This is a genomic window from Lysinibacter cavernae, from assembly GCF_011758565.1.
In the GTDB taxonomy this organism is placed as follows: Bacteria; Actinomycetota; Actinomycetes; order Actinomycetales; family Microbacteriaceae; genus Lysinibacter; species Lysinibacter cavernae.
This window is the reverse complement of record NZ_JAAMOX010000003.1, coordinates 60,687-76,594: the sequence shown is the minus strand read 5'-3', so window position 1 is coordinate 76,594 and position 15,908 is coordinate 60,687. Positions and strand designations below refer to the sequence as shown.

General features: G+C 59.2%; 17 protein-coding genes. 9 read left to right on the top strand and 8 right to left on the bottom strand.

The window, feature by feature from the left end; genetic code table 11:
* Positions 1-181 precede the first annotated feature (181 nt).
* From FHX76_RS14350 to FHX76_RS14340, 3 genes are all read left to right on the top strand, one after another.
* A complete protein-coding gene (locus tag FHX76_RS14350; RefSeq protein ID WP_167151883.1) occupies positions 182-814 on the top strand; it encodes a hypothetical protein in 633 nt (210 codons plus the stop codon).
* 631 nt (positions 815-1,445) lie between these two features.
* Positions 1,446-2,807 (top strand): MFS transporter, encoded by a 1,362-nt coding sequence (locus FHX76_RS14345; protein WP_386761942.1) that lies wholly within the window; start codon positions 1,446-1,448, stop codon positions 2,805-2,807.
* Between the two features lie 87 nt (positions 2,808-2,894).
* Positions 2,895-3,950, top strand: coding sequence for an NAD(P)-dependent alcohol dehydrogenase (locus FHX76_RS14340; protein WP_167151881.1), 1,056 nt, complete (start codon positions 2,895-2,897; stop codon positions 3,948-3,950).
* Positions 3,951-4,016: 66 nt separating this feature from the next.
* Here FHX76_RS14340 and FHX76_RS14335 read toward each other — a convergent pair whose 3' ends face one another.
* Positions 4,017-4,583 carry a hypothetical protein gene (locus tag FHX76_RS14335; RefSeq protein WP_167151879.1) on the bottom strand — a complete coding sequence of 189 codons (567 nt, stop codon included), beginning with the start codon at positions 4,581-4,583 and terminating at the stop codon, positions 4,017-4,019.
* Between the two features lie 180 nt (positions 4,584-4,763).
* Between FHX76_RS14335 and FHX76_RS14330 the strand changes: the two genes are divergently transcribed.
* Positions 4,764-5,873 (top strand): NAD(P)-dependent alcohol dehydrogenase, encoded by a 1,110-nt coding sequence (locus tag FHX76_RS14330; RefSeq protein ID WP_167151877.1) that lies wholly within the window; start codon positions 4,764-4,766, stop codon positions 5,871-5,873.
* 79 nt (positions 5,874-5,952) lie between these two features.
* Here the strand turns inward: FHX76_RS14330 and FHX76_RS14325 are convergent, their stop codons facing one another.
* Together FHX76_RS14325 and FHX76_RS14320 are read right to left on the bottom strand one after the other, a co-directional pair.
* Complete coding sequence (locus FHX76_RS14325) at positions 5,953-6,588, bottom strand: ScbR family autoregulator-binding transcription factor (RefSeq protein WP_167151875.1); 636 nt, start codon at positions 6,586-6,588, stop codon at positions 5,953-5,955.
* 158 nt (positions 6,589-6,746) lie between these two features.
* Entirely contained in the window at positions 6,747-7,487 is a 741-nt protein-coding gene (locus FHX76_RS14320) for an SOS response-associated peptidase (RefSeq protein ID WP_167151873.1), read from the bottom strand.
* Between the two features lie 123 nt (positions 7,488-7,610).
* Between FHX76_RS14320 and FHX76_RS14315 the strand changes: the two genes are divergently transcribed.
* Entirely contained in the window at positions 7,611-8,663 is a 1,053-nt protein-coding gene (locus FHX76_RS14315; RefSeq protein ID WP_167151871.1) for a hypothetical protein, read from the top strand.
* Between the two features lie 34 nt (positions 8,664-8,697).
* Here the strand turns inward: FHX76_RS14315 and FHX76_RS14310 are convergent, their stop codons facing one another.
* The 3 genes from FHX76_RS14310 to FHX76_RS14300 all read right to left on the bottom strand — a co-directional run bounded on the left by FHX76_RS14310 (position 8,698) and on the right by FHX76_RS14300 (position 12,829).
* Positions 8,698-9,624, bottom strand: a complete 927-nt coding sequence (locus FHX76_RS14310) for a serine hydrolase (RefSeq protein ID WP_167151870.1) — start codon at positions 9,622-9,624, stop codon at positions 8,698-8,700.
* Positions 9,625-9,654: 30 nt separating this feature from the next.
* A complete protein-coding gene (locus tag FHX76_RS14305; RefSeq protein WP_167151868.1) occupies positions 9,655-11,640 on the bottom strand; it encodes an FAD/NAD(P)-binding protein in 1,986 nt (661 codons plus the stop codon).
* A 550-nt stretch (positions 11,641-12,190) separates the two neighbouring features.
* Positions 12,191-12,829 carry a TetR/AcrR family transcriptional regulator gene (locus tag FHX76_RS14300; protein ID WP_167151866.1) on the bottom strand — a complete coding sequence of 213 codons (639 nt, stop codon included), beginning with the start codon at positions 12,827-12,829 and terminating at the stop codon, positions 12,191-12,193.
* 157 nt (positions 12,830-12,986) lie between these two features.
* Here FHX76_RS14300 and FHX76_RS14295 point away from each other — a divergent pair, with 157 nt between their 5' ends.
* Positions 12,987-13,703: a FadR/GntR family transcriptional regulator gene (locus FHX76_RS14295; RefSeq protein ID WP_167151865.1), complete on the top strand. Its 717-nt coding sequence runs from the start codon at positions 12,987-12,989 to the stop codon at positions 13,701-13,703.
* Between the two features lie 7 nt (positions 13,704-13,710).
* Here the strand turns inward: FHX76_RS14295 and FHX76_RS14290 are convergent, their stop codons facing one another.
* Positions 13,711-13,872, bottom strand: a complete 162-nt coding sequence (locus FHX76_RS14290) for a hypothetical protein (RefSeq protein WP_167151863.1) — start codon at positions 13,870-13,872, stop codon at positions 13,711-13,713.
* A gap of 159 nt (positions 13,873-14,031) precedes the next feature.
* Here FHX76_RS14290 and FHX76_RS14285 point away from each other — a divergent pair, with 159 nt between their 5' ends.
* Positions 14,032-14,196, top strand: coding sequence for a DUF2207 domain-containing protein (locus FHX76_RS14285; RefSeq protein WP_167151861.1), 165 nt, complete (start codon positions 14,032-14,034; stop codon positions 14,194-14,196).
* A gap of 79 nt (positions 14,197-14,275) precedes the next feature.
* Here the strand turns inward: FHX76_RS14285 and FHX76_RS14280 are convergent, their stop codons facing one another.
* Complete coding sequence (locus tag FHX76_RS14280; RefSeq protein ID WP_167151859.1) at positions 14,276-14,515, bottom strand: DUF7218 family protein; 240 nt, start codon at positions 14,513-14,515, stop codon at positions 14,276-14,278.
* A gap of 186 nt (positions 14,516-14,701) precedes the next feature.
* Between FHX76_RS14280 and FHX76_RS14275 the strand changes: the two genes are divergently transcribed.
* Together FHX76_RS14275 and FHX76_RS14270 are read left to right on the top strand one after the other, a co-directional pair.
* Positions 14,702-15,061: a DUF7882 family protein gene (locus FHX76_RS14275; RefSeq protein ID WP_243848885.1), complete on the top strand. Its 360-nt coding sequence runs from the start codon at positions 14,702-14,704 to the stop codon at positions 15,059-15,061.
* Between the two features lie 187 nt (positions 15,062-15,248).
* Positions 15,249-15,851, top strand: a complete 603-nt coding sequence (locus FHX76_RS14270) for a CvpA family protein (RefSeq protein ID WP_167151857.1) — start codon at positions 15,249-15,251, stop codon at positions 15,849-15,851.
* Positions 15,852-15,908: the final 57 nt, after the last annotated feature.

Genomic DNA, 15,908 nt, shown 5'->3' with positions numbered 1-15,908 from the left:
CGGTTATCTTTCGGGACTGCCCCGCACCAGCGGACACTTTACAGTTGCGTTCATAATTAGCCTCTGAAAGAGAGGCGATAGTTGCATGTTGGTTAGTGGGCATAAGCAAAATCTATAGATCAAAATTCAAGAGCTTATGTCCCAACGAGTAATGTCAGCGGCTGCTGGCAGAGTTCAAAATATGAAATCTATTTTTGCAGAACTCAGAGCCATGTACATTTCAGCTCAGGCCGCGCGTACCGACGTCGCTCAAGCTTGGAGTGCGATCAGTAAAGCGATGCGTAAAGCTCAAAAGACGCAGAAATGGCGGTGGCTGCTAGGGTTCCCGACGATCTGGCTTTTAGCCGAAGTTGCTACGTCTTGGATTGCGCAAGACTTCCCACAAGGCCCCATATTCGGCTTAGTGTCTTCAATCTTCACCCAGGACATCCCGCGGAACCTTGGCCTCGCATCGTATGCGTTAATGGCCGCCATTAGCAACTGGCTTTGTCTCCGGTTCCCTGCGTTAATTGGTTTCGTGCTATCCCTCGGTAACATTGTGATTGGGATTATCTTTAACTACAAGGTTCAAGCCTCCAGTCTTATCCAATTCTTGCTGCCTGCCTCCGAGCGCGCCGACTTTCTGGAGACTCTCCAAAATTGGGGCTGGGTTTTTGCGTTGTATGTCGGCATTTCATCTCTCAGCGTCGTTGCATATACCTTGTTTCTTCGAACTACTTTCGTGCTGCGATACGTTACAGTAAGCGCTAATTGGAGGTTCGATGAGACGCTGTGTGTGCTTCAAAAACGAGCCGACCCCGGAGCCCATAATTGAATTGTCAACGCGCCCTCCCCTGCAGATCACGAGTTGCAACTCCAACCTCGAACAATCGACTGCGCACGGTACCAGCTGAAAACTTGAGATGATTGCCAATACGTTCTAGCGATTCTCCAGACTCATACCGACGTACCATCTCCGCAATCTCTGTGGGGCCAGGTACTCGGCGTCGGGTGTGTACTCCACGACGGCGGAGTTGCGAAGCAAGCGACTGTCGAGTGATTCCAAATTCAACCGCAATGGTTTTCAGGGTTGCCCCGGAACTGTATTGAGCTTCAGCCAAGACAAGATTCGCTTCACTCAACGGTGCAAGTCGAAGTGTCTTATTCTTGTGGCTTAGGCCCTTGGGAAGCAGGCGTTGGCGGATGAGATGATGTCTACTCGCCATACGCCGCAAAGGTGGGGCAACTTTCGACAGTATTCCCATGAGTTCCACCACGAAAGCCCCCGTCAGGAGTGCAACCTCCCGGAGAGGGGCTTTCTTCGTGGTGAGCGCGGGCGAACGAGACAGCCAGGGCCAATGATTGGGGCCTAATGTCGATGGCGTCGAGAACACCGGCAGCGAGGCCCCGCAGTTGACCTCGTTTTTTCTGAGCAAATGTCGGCACCCGGACGTATCCTTAACTGCATGTTGGAACCGTCAGCGCCGACCATCAAATCGCCAGCAACACCTGCTAGCGGGATGCGCACCTTTGCCCAGATCCTGGTCAATACTGCGCTCGCGAACATCACCACGTCGTTCCTCTGGTTTGCGTTGACCTTCTGGGTCTACCTTGAGACTCGCTCGGTACTCGCAACCGGCATCGTTGGTGGTGCCTATATGCTGCTGGTCGCCATCTTTTCGATCGGCTTTGGCACGATCGTCGACCGGCATCGCAAGCATCGAGTCATGGTGTTGGCCAGCATCGTCACGCTGGCATCCTTCTCTGTCGCCGGGGCCCTGTATCTTTCGTTTCCTGAGGCGGCGTTGCTCGACTTGGGCGGGCCGATGTTCTGGTTGTTTTCTGGCATCATCCTGTTTGGCGCTGTGGTAGAAAATATGCGGAACATCGCGCTTTCCACGACGGTCACCCTGCTCGTGCCGCAGGAGCGTCACGCCAACGCCAACGGTCTTGTTGGCACGGTGCAGGGGCTCGCCTTCATCGTGACGAGCATGTTTAGCGGGCTGTCGATTGGGTTGCTCGGGATGGGCTGGACCCTCGTGATCGCGCTTGTCCTCACGGCCCTCGCGCTCGTGCACCTGCTGTTCCTCCGCATCCCCGAAGAGGCCCCTCGTACAGAAGAAGGCAAAGCCCCCGCCATTGACCTTCGGGGGAGCATCACCGCGATTCGGGCGGCGAGTGGTCTGTTTGCCCTCATCATCTTCTCCACGTTTAACAACCTCATTGGTGGCGTCTACATGGCGCTCATGGACCCGTACGGCCTTGAACTCTTTCCCGTTGAACTCTGGGGTGTTGTGCTTGGCGTCGCCTCGACCGGGTTCATCATTGGTGGGCTGTTCATCGCCAAGTTTGGTCTTGGCAAGAATCCGATTCGCACCATGCTCATCGTGGTCGCCATCATGGGTGTGCTTGGCGCTCTCTTTACCCTGCGGGATTGGTGGTGGCTCTACGCGGGCGGCATCTGGCTGTATATGACCCTCATCCCAGCGGTGGAAGCAGCCGAGCAAACGGTCATCCAGAAGGTGGTTCCTTACGAGAGGCAGGGGAGAGTCTTCGGATTTGCTCAAGCCTTCGAATCGGCCGCCGCGCCAATTACCGCGTTCCTCATCGCGCCCATCGCCGAATTCATTATCATCCCCTACATGGAGACGGACGCGGGCACAGCCACCTGGTCTTGGCTGCTTGGCGACGGAGAGGCGCGGGGTATTGCGCTTGTGTTCCTGATCTCTGGGCTTGTCATGGTCCTGCTGGCGCTTGGCGCATTTGCGACAAAATCGTACAGGCTGCTGTCGCGGGAATACCAAGACGAACCCGTTGTTATTGCCTAGAGTGCGCTGCGCCGTCAGCGACTCTTGAGCTGTTCGCCGTACACTCACAACAGACGACAGTCATCATTACAACCAGCGAAGGAAACAATGCGTACCGTAAGCGCTTATGCAGCCCCCTCAGCAACCGAACCGCTCATCGCAACGACCATTGAACGTCGCGACGTTGGCCCAAACGACGTGCTGATTGACATCAAGTTTGCTGGCATCTGCCACTCCGACATCCACACCGTTCGCGGAGAATGGGGCGGGCAGCAGTTCCCGCTGACCCCCGGACACGAAATTGCGGGAATCGTTGCCGAGGTTGGCTCGAACGTGACCAAGCACACGGTTGGCGACCGGGTCGGCGTTGGCTGCCTCGTGAACTCCTGTGGCGAATGCACAAGCTGCCTCGCAGGTCTCGAACAGCACTGCCTCAACGGAAACGTTGGAACCTATGGCGCCGTCGACCGTGACGGCACGATTACCCAGGGCGGATACTCCTCACACGTTGTGGTGAACGAGAACTTCGTGCTGAACATCCCAGAGGGAATCGACCTCGACGTTGCGGCCCCCCTGCTCTGCGCCGGCATCACTACGTACTCGCCCCTCCGCCACTGGGGTGTTGGCCCCGGAACGCGAGTTGCCATCGTTGGACTCGGTGGGCTCGGTCACATGGGAGTCAAGATCGCCAGCGCGCTCGGCGCCGAAGTCACCGTGCTGTCGCAGACACTCAACAAAAAAGAAGACGGGCTCAAGCTCGGTGCCGACCACTACTACGCCACCGGCGACCCCGAGACCTTTACCAAGCTCGCCGGAAGCTTCGACTTCATCCTCAACACCGTGAGCGCCGCAATCGACATCAACGCCTACCTGCGCCTGCTCGCCATTGACGGCGTCATGGTCAACGTTGGCGCTCCGGCAGAGCCCCTGCCGGTTAACGCGTTTAGCCTGATTGGCGGGCGACGCTCGTTTGCCGGTTCAAACATTGGGGGAATTGCAGAAACCCAAGAAATGCTCAACTTCTGTGCGGAGCACGGCTTTGGTGCCGAAATTGAGGTCATCTCGGCCGACCAGATCAACGAAGCGTATGAGCGCGTACTCCGGTCGGACGTGCGCTACCGCTTTGTCATTGACACGGCTACGCTCCCAGCAGTTGGAGCCTAGCGCCAACAAGAAAACGTCACAACGATCGGCAGCGTACCAAACCTACGGTGCGCTGCCGATCGCGTTCTATGCCGAGGGAGGCAGCAGACCAATCGCCAGATCGATCTTCTCCGCCAGGTACGAGTCAAACGGTACCGCTTCAGCCTGGCCAGCCCCAGGTCGCCACCGGACACGGGCGGTTCCCTCGTGAACGAGGAGCGGTGCCTCGGCAGCGAAGGTCGTGCCTGACTCGATTGGCAGCGCAACGGTATTAAAGTTGAGCACGTCTCCTCGTGCAAAAGGCCCAGCGAATGCCATCGCCCGGTATTCGCGGCGCTGCTCTTGCGATGCCGACTGATACCCAGGATGTCCGGGCTCCACCGCCCGAGTGGTCTCGCCAACTCCGTACAGACGCCCGTCGTGCCCAAGGAGGAAAACACCAAGGCGCCACACCCGGCCAGCGGGTTCAAAGCGGGCTTTGCGCCTGATGAGCCGGACGCGTTGCGACGGGATGAGGGTCGCCAGCGCCTCGTCGGGCACCTGTGCGTCTTCAAGCTGAGTGACCGCCGCGTCGATGGTCGCGGTCAGGGCCAGCGCCAACGGTTGTGAGACCGTGTTGCCGTTTTGTTCCTGGCCGAGTGCTGCATCATCCACGGGTCATAGTGTACCGAGACTCTCAACCGTTGAGGCATCGAACCTTCCCTTTGAGCCGGTCAGCCTCGGATTGGCAGTGACGGTTAGCCAACGAGTTCAGGAAGCGTGACGGTAAGCGGAGCATACTGGTGGGAGTGCCCACTGCGTGGTGGCGCACTTCCGTGTGATTGAGGAGGACTCATGCAGGTTTCAGCCGCCGTCGTTACCCACAAGGAACAGCCCCTTGTGTTGAAACGTCTCGAACTTGATGAACCGAGGCAGGGAGAAGTTCGCGTTCGAATGGTTGCCTCGGGAGTGTGCCACACCGACGCAATCGTTCGAGACCAGTGGTATCCAACTCCGCTTCCCGCCGTCCTCGGGCACGAAGGCTCAGGGATTGTGGATGCCGTCGGGCCAGGAGTCACAAGCGTTGAGCCAGGAGACCACGTTGTGCTCAGCTTCGCGACGTGTGGCACGTGTAAATCGTGCCTGTCCGGACACCCGTCGTACTGTGTAAATTTCTTCGAGCTCGATTTTGGAGGCTCGCGCACTGACGGGTCGAAGGCCTTTACCGACGAAGACGGACAGCCGGTGAGCTCGCACTTCTTCGGCCAATCCTCGTTCTCGACCTACAGCAACGTCGCCGAGCGCAGCATCGTCAAGGTCAGCAAGGATGCGCCGCTTGAGCTCCTCGGCCCGCTCGGCTGCGGTATCCAGACCGGCGCTGGTGCGGTGCTTAACGTGCTCAAGCCCGAAGCCGGAAGCAGCGTTGTGATCTTTGGGACCGGGGCGGTTGGGCTGTCCGGCCTGCTTGCCGCCGTTGCGTCGAGCGCTTCCATCATCATCGCTGTTGACATCGTCGATAGCCGCCTCGAATTTGCCAAGACGCTTGGCGCGACACACACCATTAATAGCAAGAACGAAGACGCGCCGGCGCGGATCAAGGAGATCACCGGCGGTGGCGTCGACTACGCGCTCGACACAACGGGCAATAAGTTTGTCTTTGCGCAGATGCTGAACTCGATGGGAATCCTTGGGCACGCGGCGCTTGTTGGCGCGGCGGCGTTGGGAACGGAGGCGAGTGTTGACATCGGCACCCTCTTGATGTCGGGTCTGACGCTGAGCATGGTCATTGAGGGAGACTCGGTTCCTCAGGCTTTTATCCCAAAGCTCATTTCCCTCTACAACGACGGGAAGTTCCCGTTTGACAAGCTCATCAAGCGCTATGACTTTGCCAACATCAACCAGGCGTTTGCCGACAGCGAGAGCGGAATCACGCTCAAGCCGGTTGTGATCTTCGAGCAGCCCTAACGAGAGCGACAGCGGAGCCCCGGATTCGCGGCATCCAGCACCGGCTGGATTGTTGCCGGAAGCCGGGGCTCGTCTGTTCCTACGCGGTGAGTGCTGCGGCGCGGTCGCACGTCTTCGCCGCGAGATCTTCGTTTCCGGGGGCAAGAATGCCAGGGAGTACGATGCGCCACATGTCGTCAATACGTTCGCGCAGGTCGCCGTAGTTCGATTGTACGAGCGATACCGTTTGGATGCCGGTGAACGTGGTCACCAGAAACTCGGCGAGGACCTCCGGCTCAACTGTCGTTGACACGTAGCCGTCGTCGATTGTGGCCTTCACGAGGTGGGTTACCGGATCGTTCCACGCGTCGTAGGTCTGTGCAATAGGGTCTCCAAAGACGCCAACTTCAACCGCAAGCCGCGTGGCGGCAGCGTACACGATGTTGTCTTGGATGAGCCGGCTCATCTCGTGGGACATTTCGATCATCGCTTCAAACGAGGTGAGCTGCTTGGCTTCGAGCGTTGCGTGCAGCGTTTCGTTGGCCTCGACTTGAATCTCAATGATCGCTCTTGCGATGAGTTCTTTCGATTTAAAGTGGAAGTACATCGCACCTTTTGTGATATTTGCCTCGTCGGCGATATCACTGATGGTTGAGGCTGCGAATCCTTTTCGGAGGAAGACAGCAGACGATGATTCGATGATGTTTTGGCGCGTGATTTTGGCGCGGGCTTGCATTGCGGATAACCCCTAGTATCAATTGGAACTCAGAGCGGGCAGACAAATATAACCAATGGGCCGACCCCTAATCGACTCTCATTGCATCCATAGTACGCTAATGGGCGCAACGTTCCCAAATAAAACGATTCGTGTGATTTGTTTTTGGCAGGAGATCATCACCTTACCGATCGAATGAGTTCCGGTCCGTTGCCCCGGAGCGGCGCAACCTGCCGAGTGTGGAGGGACCTTGCGACGGGAAGGGATGCCTCGACGGCCGCATCCATAAGACCCTGGTCCCCTCGAGTGCCGGGGTCGAGCCAATCGTCAATCATCGTGGTTGGCAGGGTCACCGGTGTCCGGTCGTGAATGTGTGCAAGCTCAGGAGGCGCCGCCATCGTGAGGATTGTGGCAGAGAGCACCCATCGGTCGGGGTCGTCTGCGGCGAATGTGGGGTCGGCCCACCACGAATACAGGCCGGCAAAGGAGAGGGGAACATCCTCATCCGCATCGGTGATGTAAAACGGTGTTTTTGAGTTGTCCGCCGCCGTGAGCCACTCGTAGTAGCCGTCCGCAGGAACGATGCAGCGTTTTGTAGCGACGGAGGCCCGGAACGACGGCTTGCTTGCCGCCGATTCCGAACGCGCGTTGAACGTCGGATACGGAAGCTTCAGTTCCTTTGCAAACGGAGGAACAAGCGACCATCGAGCGGCCTCGAGTCGGCGTACGCCGGTAGCGGCGCCGTCGTCTGAATCGTTTGCTGGTTCCTGAGAACGGGCCGCCGTGTCAACGACGATTGGCACGCTGTCAGTCGGCCGAATGTTGTAGTTCGGTTCGGGAAGATCGTCAGCAGGTTGGTCGACCGAATAAAAGGCAACAAGACTGCCTGTGGCCCTCGCAACTACAAATCGCCCGCACATACCTCGATGGTACGCGCGTCACGGCGCGGGCGCAGCCGTCAACCTCACGCGTGAGGTTGACGGCAGGTACAGTTATTGGGTGCGCGCTCGCGGGTGAGCGCCCCGCGAAAGGAACCACAGCGAATGTCACAGCCTCACGTCCACGGTGCCCACCTTGTAGGCAGCATCAACCTGCCGGATGCGGCGCAGGTGTTTCGCGCGGTCAGTTCCCAGCTCGGCGGGCATGTTCGCCGCATTCCTGACGGTGAGGTTGGCGAGCGGTACTACTGGATCCAATTTCAGAGCGCAAGAATGGAGCAGGCAGACGGGCTCACGAGGCTTCCGATTGAACCCATCTACATTCGTGGGCAGTTTGATGCTCGGCCGCTGATGCTGGTTGAAGGCTATGACGCAGAGCAACTGGCATTCCCCTCGCTGGGATACGCGGAGGCAGCTCGTGAGTCGTATGGTGTCTTCCGTGCGCTCAGGGATGCCGGCGAGATTGCGGCAGGCACCCGTTTTCAGGTTTCGTTGCCGACCCCAGCTGGCGTGGTCGGTTCGTTTGTGTTGCCAAAGGACCAGGCTGCGGTTGAGGCCCCGTACGAACGCGCGCTGTTTGCCGAACTTGAGCAGATTCTTGCGAGCATTCCGCACGAAGACCTTGCGATTCAGTGGGATACCGCCCTCGAATTTGCGCTCATCGAACAGGTCTCGATCCGGGACCGGACCCTCACCGCGTGGTGGGAGAACGTCATTGAGGGGGTCGTTGAGCGGGCAGTCCGCCAGGCCGGGCAGGTCCCCGCCGGCGTTGAGGTCGGATACCACCTGTGTTACGGCGATGTTGAGGAAGCGCATTTTGTGCAGCCGAAGGATGCCGGAAATCTTGCCGCTGTGCTGCGCGGCATTCTTACATCGGCCACAAGGCCCATTAACTGGGTGCACCTTCCCGTGCCAATCGAGCGCGACGATGCGGCCTATTTTGCGCCGCTTATTGGTCTTCAAGTTCCCGTCGAAACCGAGATTTTCCTTGGGCTGCTCCACCATGAGGACGGCGTTGACGGTGCTGCCCGACGGATTGCTGCCGCATCCGAAGCCCTGAGCGAGTTTGGTGTTGCCACTGAGTGCGGCTTTGGGCGTGGCCCTGCCGAGCGCACGGCCGAACTCCTGCAGCTCCACTCTGACGTCCTGAGCGTATGACGCCAGTGGCCTCGCCGTTCCGCTGTTGGAGCGGCTAGGCCCAGTCGCGGATGAGCGCAGAAAAGCGCTCGCCGAACTCGGTAAACAGCGCGGGAGACTCGTCGGCCGCGTCATCCCAGCCGTCGGTGAGCAGAACCACGATGAACGTGCCTGCCGGAGCAGAAACGATGCCAGCGTCGTGGGAAACCTCGTCGAGCAATCCCGTCTTATGCGCAAAACTCAGCGAGTCATCGAGGCCGGTCGGAAGAGCGTAGTTGAGCGTTTGCTCGCTCAGCAACGTCAGAAAAAGCTCAGAGGATTGGGGCGACAGTAACTCGCCGGCCACGAGCCTGCTGAGCAGTAGCGTGACGTCGTTGGCCGTTGTGATTTTGTCGCCGTCAAGGTCAAAGAACTCATCGTAATTATTGAGTATCGTCTGGCTGTAGCCTTCGTTGGCGAGCCGTTGGTCAAGCGTCGCCCAATCGACCATCGTGCCAAGCGCGGCCCCACAATCGTTATCCGAGTAGGTAATCATGACGTCGAGGCAATCGCCGATGGTCGTCTCAACCTCCGGCATCCAGTCGTCAAGCGTGTACTCACCAGCGTCGACCTCGCTCAGGACGTCGTATGCCACAAAAAGTTTGTAGAGGCTTGCGCTGGTAAACGGAACGTCGCCGTTCGCCTCTGCGGTTGAGGCATCGCCAAGGTCAACAATGACAACGGCAGATTGTGGATACTCTGACACGAAGTCGTGAACGAGGGAATCGAGGGCGCTCGATCGCGCCGAGGGTTCCTCTGCAGCTTGCGTCTGTTCTGAACCTGCCGACGTTGTTCCTGACGCAAGGGTGAGGGCGCGCTCGTTTGCGATAAACGCGACGGTGATCACAAGAATCGCGGCAAGAGCCACGGAGAGGCCGCCAAGGAGCAAAGGCGAGTGCGCACTGAACCTGCGAGTGTTGTTGGGTGGGGGAGTCTTGCTCATTGAACCCAATGTAACCCCAGATGCTTGGTGTCAGCTATGTGTGGCCGCGGCAACCCCAATGTTCAGTTCGCTGAGCACCGCGCGGGCAACGGCATCCGTCTCGCGGAGCAGTGACGCGTTTGATTTGGGAATCGGGCTGATCGTGGTGAAAAACACCGCAGATTCGGTCGGGATGCCGATGGCATGGCGCCGCGGATGAGCGGTGCCGTGGTGGTCGAGTAGCCTCAGCGAATGCCGTTCAACGTCGAGGGCCCCTAGCTCGCGAGGTTCCGGTCCTCCGGTGAGCGTGTGTGGGCGGATCTCGCCGCGTGCAAGGAGCGTGCCGATGAGCGGTTCACGACTCGTGGTGACGGCGTTGCCATGCATCCAAGCGTCAACAAGCCAGCGAGCGCTCACCGCCGAGCCGCTCACGGCAGGCGAGGACGCAACAAAGTTGGGGCCGTCGGCACCCTGCTTGACCGTGACGCTGATGCGAGGCCCAACCGGGCGGACGATGCCAGCCGCGATGAGCGCCCTCAGCTGCGCAAGCCGGAACGCGGGTGGCCCGCTCGCGAGCATGTTTCCGAGGGCCTGAAACGGCTGATAGCCGCTGGCAAAGGAATCGGGAGACAACCGCCCAAATTGGATGAGTGGCACGATAGCCCCGCGAGCCTGACCGAGCGACCAGGCAGCCGCCTTGAGCGCACTGGCCGATCCGCGAGAAGCTTCAACAAGGTCGGCCTCAACGTGGCGATCAAGCCAGGCCGTGAACGCCCGCGGCGACTCGAACGTCTGACCACGCGTCGGGTCGTGAACCTCGCTCAGGGACCATCGACGACTGGCGACCGGCACGGCCCCGGCAATGAGGTCGTCCCACGCGTCTTCGTCCGAGTCCGCTAACGACGCAATGAGTTCAGCGGCATCCGTGACAAACGCGTCAGGTTCGGACTGAGCGAGCGTTGTGTAGTACGCAATGACGGCGTCCCGACGAATCGCTGGCAGTACCTCAGCGTTGAAATCGAGATCGTTGCGGTTCGGATCAATGCTCAGCGCGCGTAAATTGGCCTGTGGCGTGTTCGGCGGCACCGAACCGTAGAGCGTTTTGGTGCGGAAGGGGATGCCCCTGCCAGACCCAACATGGAGGACCGGTTCCTGACCTGAGGCGTGGTACACCAGTTCGCTTGCCCCAAGCTGATGGCCGTGCGCCGCGGATACTGAGGCAACCGGTTCAAATCGTCCGCCACGACCAAGCGTGACGCGAGAAACGAGGTCAAAGAACCCCATGCCAAACCCGCGAACGATGACCGGCTCCCCAGCCGGAAGCTGGTCGACTCGCTGCTCGAACGGGTTTTGCGGTTCGATGATGCCGAGGCCCGCGGCTGCGGCAACTTCGCGAAGGGATGCGTCAGCAGGTGACGGCTGGGCATCGAGCCAGCCGATCGCGAGCACAACGGCATCCGCTGTGAGCTCTGCGCCGTTCTCGAGGACGAGACGCTGGCGGCCGTCGGTAGCATCGAGAAGATCAACCAGCCGATCCTGAACAAGCTCGAGGGTGACTCCTACGGGGAGCAGCGCCGTGGTGCGGTTGAAGAACCAGCGGAGATAGTGGCCAAAGAGGGCGCGGCTTGGGTGGCTATAGGGCACTGTGCGTGCAACCTCAGCGACGAGCTCGTGGTCCTCGAGGAGGGATTTCTCAAGATAGGTGGAGTCGGCCCAATCGTGGTTGTCGTCGATGGTGAGCCGTCGGACGTGATCAACCCACTCCATAAGATCGGGCGAGGCGCCGGCTGGTTCGCGCGGGCCAACGCAGCGGACGGAATCATCCACAAACAGGGTGGCCTGGCCGGCGTAGGTGTTCATGACTAAGTCGTGATCCTGGTCGGTGCGCCATACTCGGCCTGGGCCTGCGACAAACGGGTCAATAATGAGCACGTGCAGGTGATCGCCTGCGCCGAGCCGGATGTTGTTGCTGATGCGGTCAAGCAGTGACGTGCCTCGTGGGCCCGCCCCGATGATAGCCAGTGATCGAGTCGTCATTGATCTCATTCTGTCAGGGGTGGGGGAGGCCGTTGGCTCTGTGGGTAATAAACCGTCACGGGTCCAGCTCACCCTCGGGCGACGGAACCCGTCAGCGCATCCGACAAATCGCGACAGGTCCGACCCCAACTCTGAGGGAGTGTCGTAATCTATAAGTGCGCAAGAAGTTGCGGCTTTCTGAGACAGTCAAGGGGAATGTCACTGAGGGAAGACGCGACATGTCTGATATGCGCTGGGGTTACAGCCATGCGTCCGAAGTTTGGGGCTGACGACGCACGAACGCATTGCGTTCACCATGTGTGGGCCGAGTCTTTGGGGGATTCGGCGCACAAGTTTTCGTTACGAGAGGAAGGCAGAACATGAACGACATCGGATTGTTCTGCCGCTCCTCGATCGTAACGGTTGCTGCTACGGCGCTTCGCGTGCCGGAACAGCTCTGGAAAGCCCCCCGGTGGTTAATGCGCTCACCCGCGCAATAACCGCACCCGTGCAGGGTCGAGCAATCGACGTTGTACTCAGCCCGTCCAGCTCCACAGAGCCGGACGGGCTTTTACGTTGCCGGAACAAGTGCGGCGGTCAGCACGGCGCTGAGGCCAGAGACCACATCGGCCTCGCTCAGGGCGCCAGGGTCGGCCGCGAGCTCAGCCGAAAGCCCGTTGATGGTCGACAAGATGACAAGAGAAATGGCCAGGTACTCGTTAGGGTCTGCAGATCCGCCGAAGGGTGCCGCCGCCCTCGCGAGGCCATCGGCAAACAGAGAACGGCGGTCTCGTCTGAGCTCGCGAAACACGAGCCCTACCTCGGGGTCTCTCGCGGCGAGAAGCGTGAACTCGGTGACCAACGCGTGCCAGGACTGCTCATGCAGGACCTCGTGGGCGAGTCGCCTTGCCGCGTGGTCAACGGCCTCGTTAAGGCTGCGCTGAGCGCCTGCTTCGGCAAGCAAGTCAGCTGCTGCGGCTGACAGCCGCTCGCCAAGAAGCGTGGCAAAGAGTTCCTGTTTTGAGGCGAAATTTGAGTACAGCGCTCCCTTCGTGAATCCCGCACGCTCAGCGATGACATCGAGACGGGCAGCCTGGTAGCCAACTTCGGTAAAAACCCGCATCGCCGAGTCGAGCAGCCGTGACCGCACATCCTCTCGTTTCGGACGTTTACGGGGAGAGTCCGGCTGATGGGAAGCTGAATCGATCATAAACCGAGCGTACTCCCCGACAACGATGTCTCTCACCCGGACATTTCACCTGTGGACTTCGTGAAAAAATCCGAGAACCTCGAAACATCAAGCGTATGATGCACTTACGACGGGCACCAGGCCGTCGGATTCGTGGGGGCGAGTAGGGGAAAGAATCATGGCTCGAAAATCGTTGGTGAGCGTAGTTGCTGATGAACTGCTCGATCGCATCGTCGCGGGAGAACTTGGACCAAACTCGGTTGTGCCAACCGAACAAGACCTTATGGCGCAGCACGACGTCAGCCGTATGACGGTACGGGAAGCGCTTTCGGCGCTCCAAGCACAAAACATCATTCGTGTTGAACGCGGGCGAGGAACGTTCGTGAATCCCGTGCACGACTGGAAAGCGCTTGAGCCAGCCATGCGGGCAACAGAGGCAACCCTCAGCGATGAGGTCGCGGCCAAACAACTCATCGATCTTCGACGCATGATCGAAAACGGGGCCATCGGGCTTTCCGCGCTGAACCGGTCGCAAACAGATATTGAAGAACTTGACCTCTTGCTCGAAGAAATGATCGATGCGCACGAGCGAGACAACCTCGACGATTTTGTGCGCGCAGATATTGCGATGCACGACCTGTGGTTCAGGTCAGCACGCAACGTCTTTGTTTCGGTGCTGTTGAATCCGCTCGACCGAGTGCTCTACACGCGCCGTCGCGACGCATCCAGCATGTCGGCGGTGCAGAGCAGCGTGATTTCGCATCATTCGAGCATCCTCGAGGCCGTGCGGAGGCGAGACCCCGAGGCAGCTCGAAAGGCGATGGACGAGCACATGAATCAGGCCACCGCTGTTGTCACCGAACTTCTCGAGAACAGAGACGTTATCGTCGGCTGACCCAGGATTAGGCAGGCCCTCCGGACGCCGTGTCCTCTTCGGTCTCGGGATTGTGATGCTCCTGCTGTGAGTGCTCCGTTGACGCGCTCGAGGCAGGGGCGTGTTGCTCGGTGGGCTGCTTATTTGCGCCACGTCGTGGGTCGTGCGGCTTTGGGATGTGAGTACTCATAAGAATGATCCTTTCGCGATATTGCATGTGTTCTGATGGCCTGTCAACCCCCTGTCACGGGGAACTCAAGGGGGCCTAGTGTGGCTATGCACGCATGATTCAGTCGGCTGCCGAGGGTGATCCCTCACCAACTGAATCTGCACAACGAAAGGAACACTCATGAATATCTTCTTGGTAGTGCTCATTATCATTGCGGTCATCCTTGCAGTGACGGGCGGATTTGTTCAGTCGTTGAACTTCCTACTTTGGGTTGGTCTTGTGCTGGCAATCATTGCTGTCATCGCCTTCCTCCTGCGAGCCATCTCGGGTCGCCGTAACGTGTAGTGACGTAAGAAGCCGCCACTGAGCGGTCAGGCCGGACTCAGGTCGAGAAGCGCTAATGATTGCGCAGCATCGAGACGAGTTAGGCCTTCTTCTTTGCCGAATAGTTGGTGAGACCCAATTCTTTGGCACGCTTCTTGAGGTCAATAATCGTCCAATCGTCGTACGAGCCGGCTTTGCCGCCCTTTCTCCCAATCGACGCCCGCCCTTGGTTTGCGGCGGCGTTTGAGATTCGTGCGGCTTTCTCGGCAGAGGCTCCGTCGCCCCGAAGCGTCTCGTACAGCTCTGGATCTTTTATTTGCGGGGTGCTGTTCTTCGGCATAAGCGGCTCCTTATAGTCGCGTGAGGCAGATGAAGAGTTGCCAAGTCCTCACGCTACGGTCCAGGTCGGCTCGGGACAAGGGGCTTGACTCTCTGCAATCACCTATCGACAATGCAACCTTCGGCCTGCCAATGGTTGCCCCGCAGGCTGTTGCGACCGGGTGCCGAGAACGACATGATGAGAGCTATGGGATATCTGATTTATGGATCAAGCACCGAATACGAGATCGAAGACAGAGCCCTCGCTCACCTCAAGGTGGTTATCGCGGCTAAGCTTCGCCGCCAAGAGTGTTTCTTCCTTAACTGGACAAACGAGCCAGATGCAGGCTCAGGCCGCGTCTCCTTGTGGCTTGCCCCAAACATCCCGTTGCAGTTCCGCTTTGCGGGGAGCCGGGCACCCGAGCTGAACCGCCTATGGATAGAGGTGCTCGCCGATGCGTCGAACACGCCAAGCGGCCTCCAGCTCTTTCCCGAGTCTGACATCGAGGCACGAATCAAAGCAGCGGAAGCGCGACGTGAGTCTATGCTCGCGGACGATAACTCGTAGCGTCACGGTCTTGCCCTGCTGGGGTCGTCAATACATTGTGTGTTGACGGCCCCAGCCGTGGTTAACCGCAGAAACGCCGCGGGTGGGGCACAGCGATCAGGGATTTGCACGTGCCCTGAGCCAGAGTCAACCCCCTTGAACGCCACGGCGGAGCGGTCGTAGCGTTGAACAAAAGGAGGTGGTTGTCATGAGTAATATCAACGGAAATTCAACGCCCGACGAGCCGACTCAGAACGAGCCGAATCGCGACCGGCATGGGCCAGCGGAAACCATCCATTCCAGATCAGGACCGTCCGCAGCAGGGGCACGAGACGCCGACGCGAAACGGGCGACCTACCCGCCAGCTCACGCGGTGCCGTCGACCTCAGCGCCACACGGAGAAGTCAGACACGATCCCATTCAGGACGACGATCCGCGCCGCAAGGAACCGGCGCCAATTGATGATCCCGCCCGGGAATGGAAGCAACCGGCTGTCACAACCTCAAGCGGCCATGGTTGGTTGATTGCGGGTGTCTTCGCCGTCATTATCTCGATCGTGGTGCTCGGCTGGCTGAGTCAGCTGCAACCCGGCCCCGCCGTTCTCGGGATAGCCCTGGTGATTGCGCTGTTTATCGGCATGGTGGTCGTTCGGATGACCGTCACCGGTCTCCGCGTGCGGTTGGTGGTCCTTGCAATTTTGCTTGGGCTGATGTGGCTGATTGCGATAGCCGCGGCGCTCATCATCGGGAGTGGCGAGTGGCAGAATCTTGACGAAACGGCGGCGTTCTCGCTTCAGATTTTCAGGAGCTAGGTGCCGCAACGTCGCAATATGACAGCCGGTGTGCTCAGCGTCACGCCGTTGGCACAC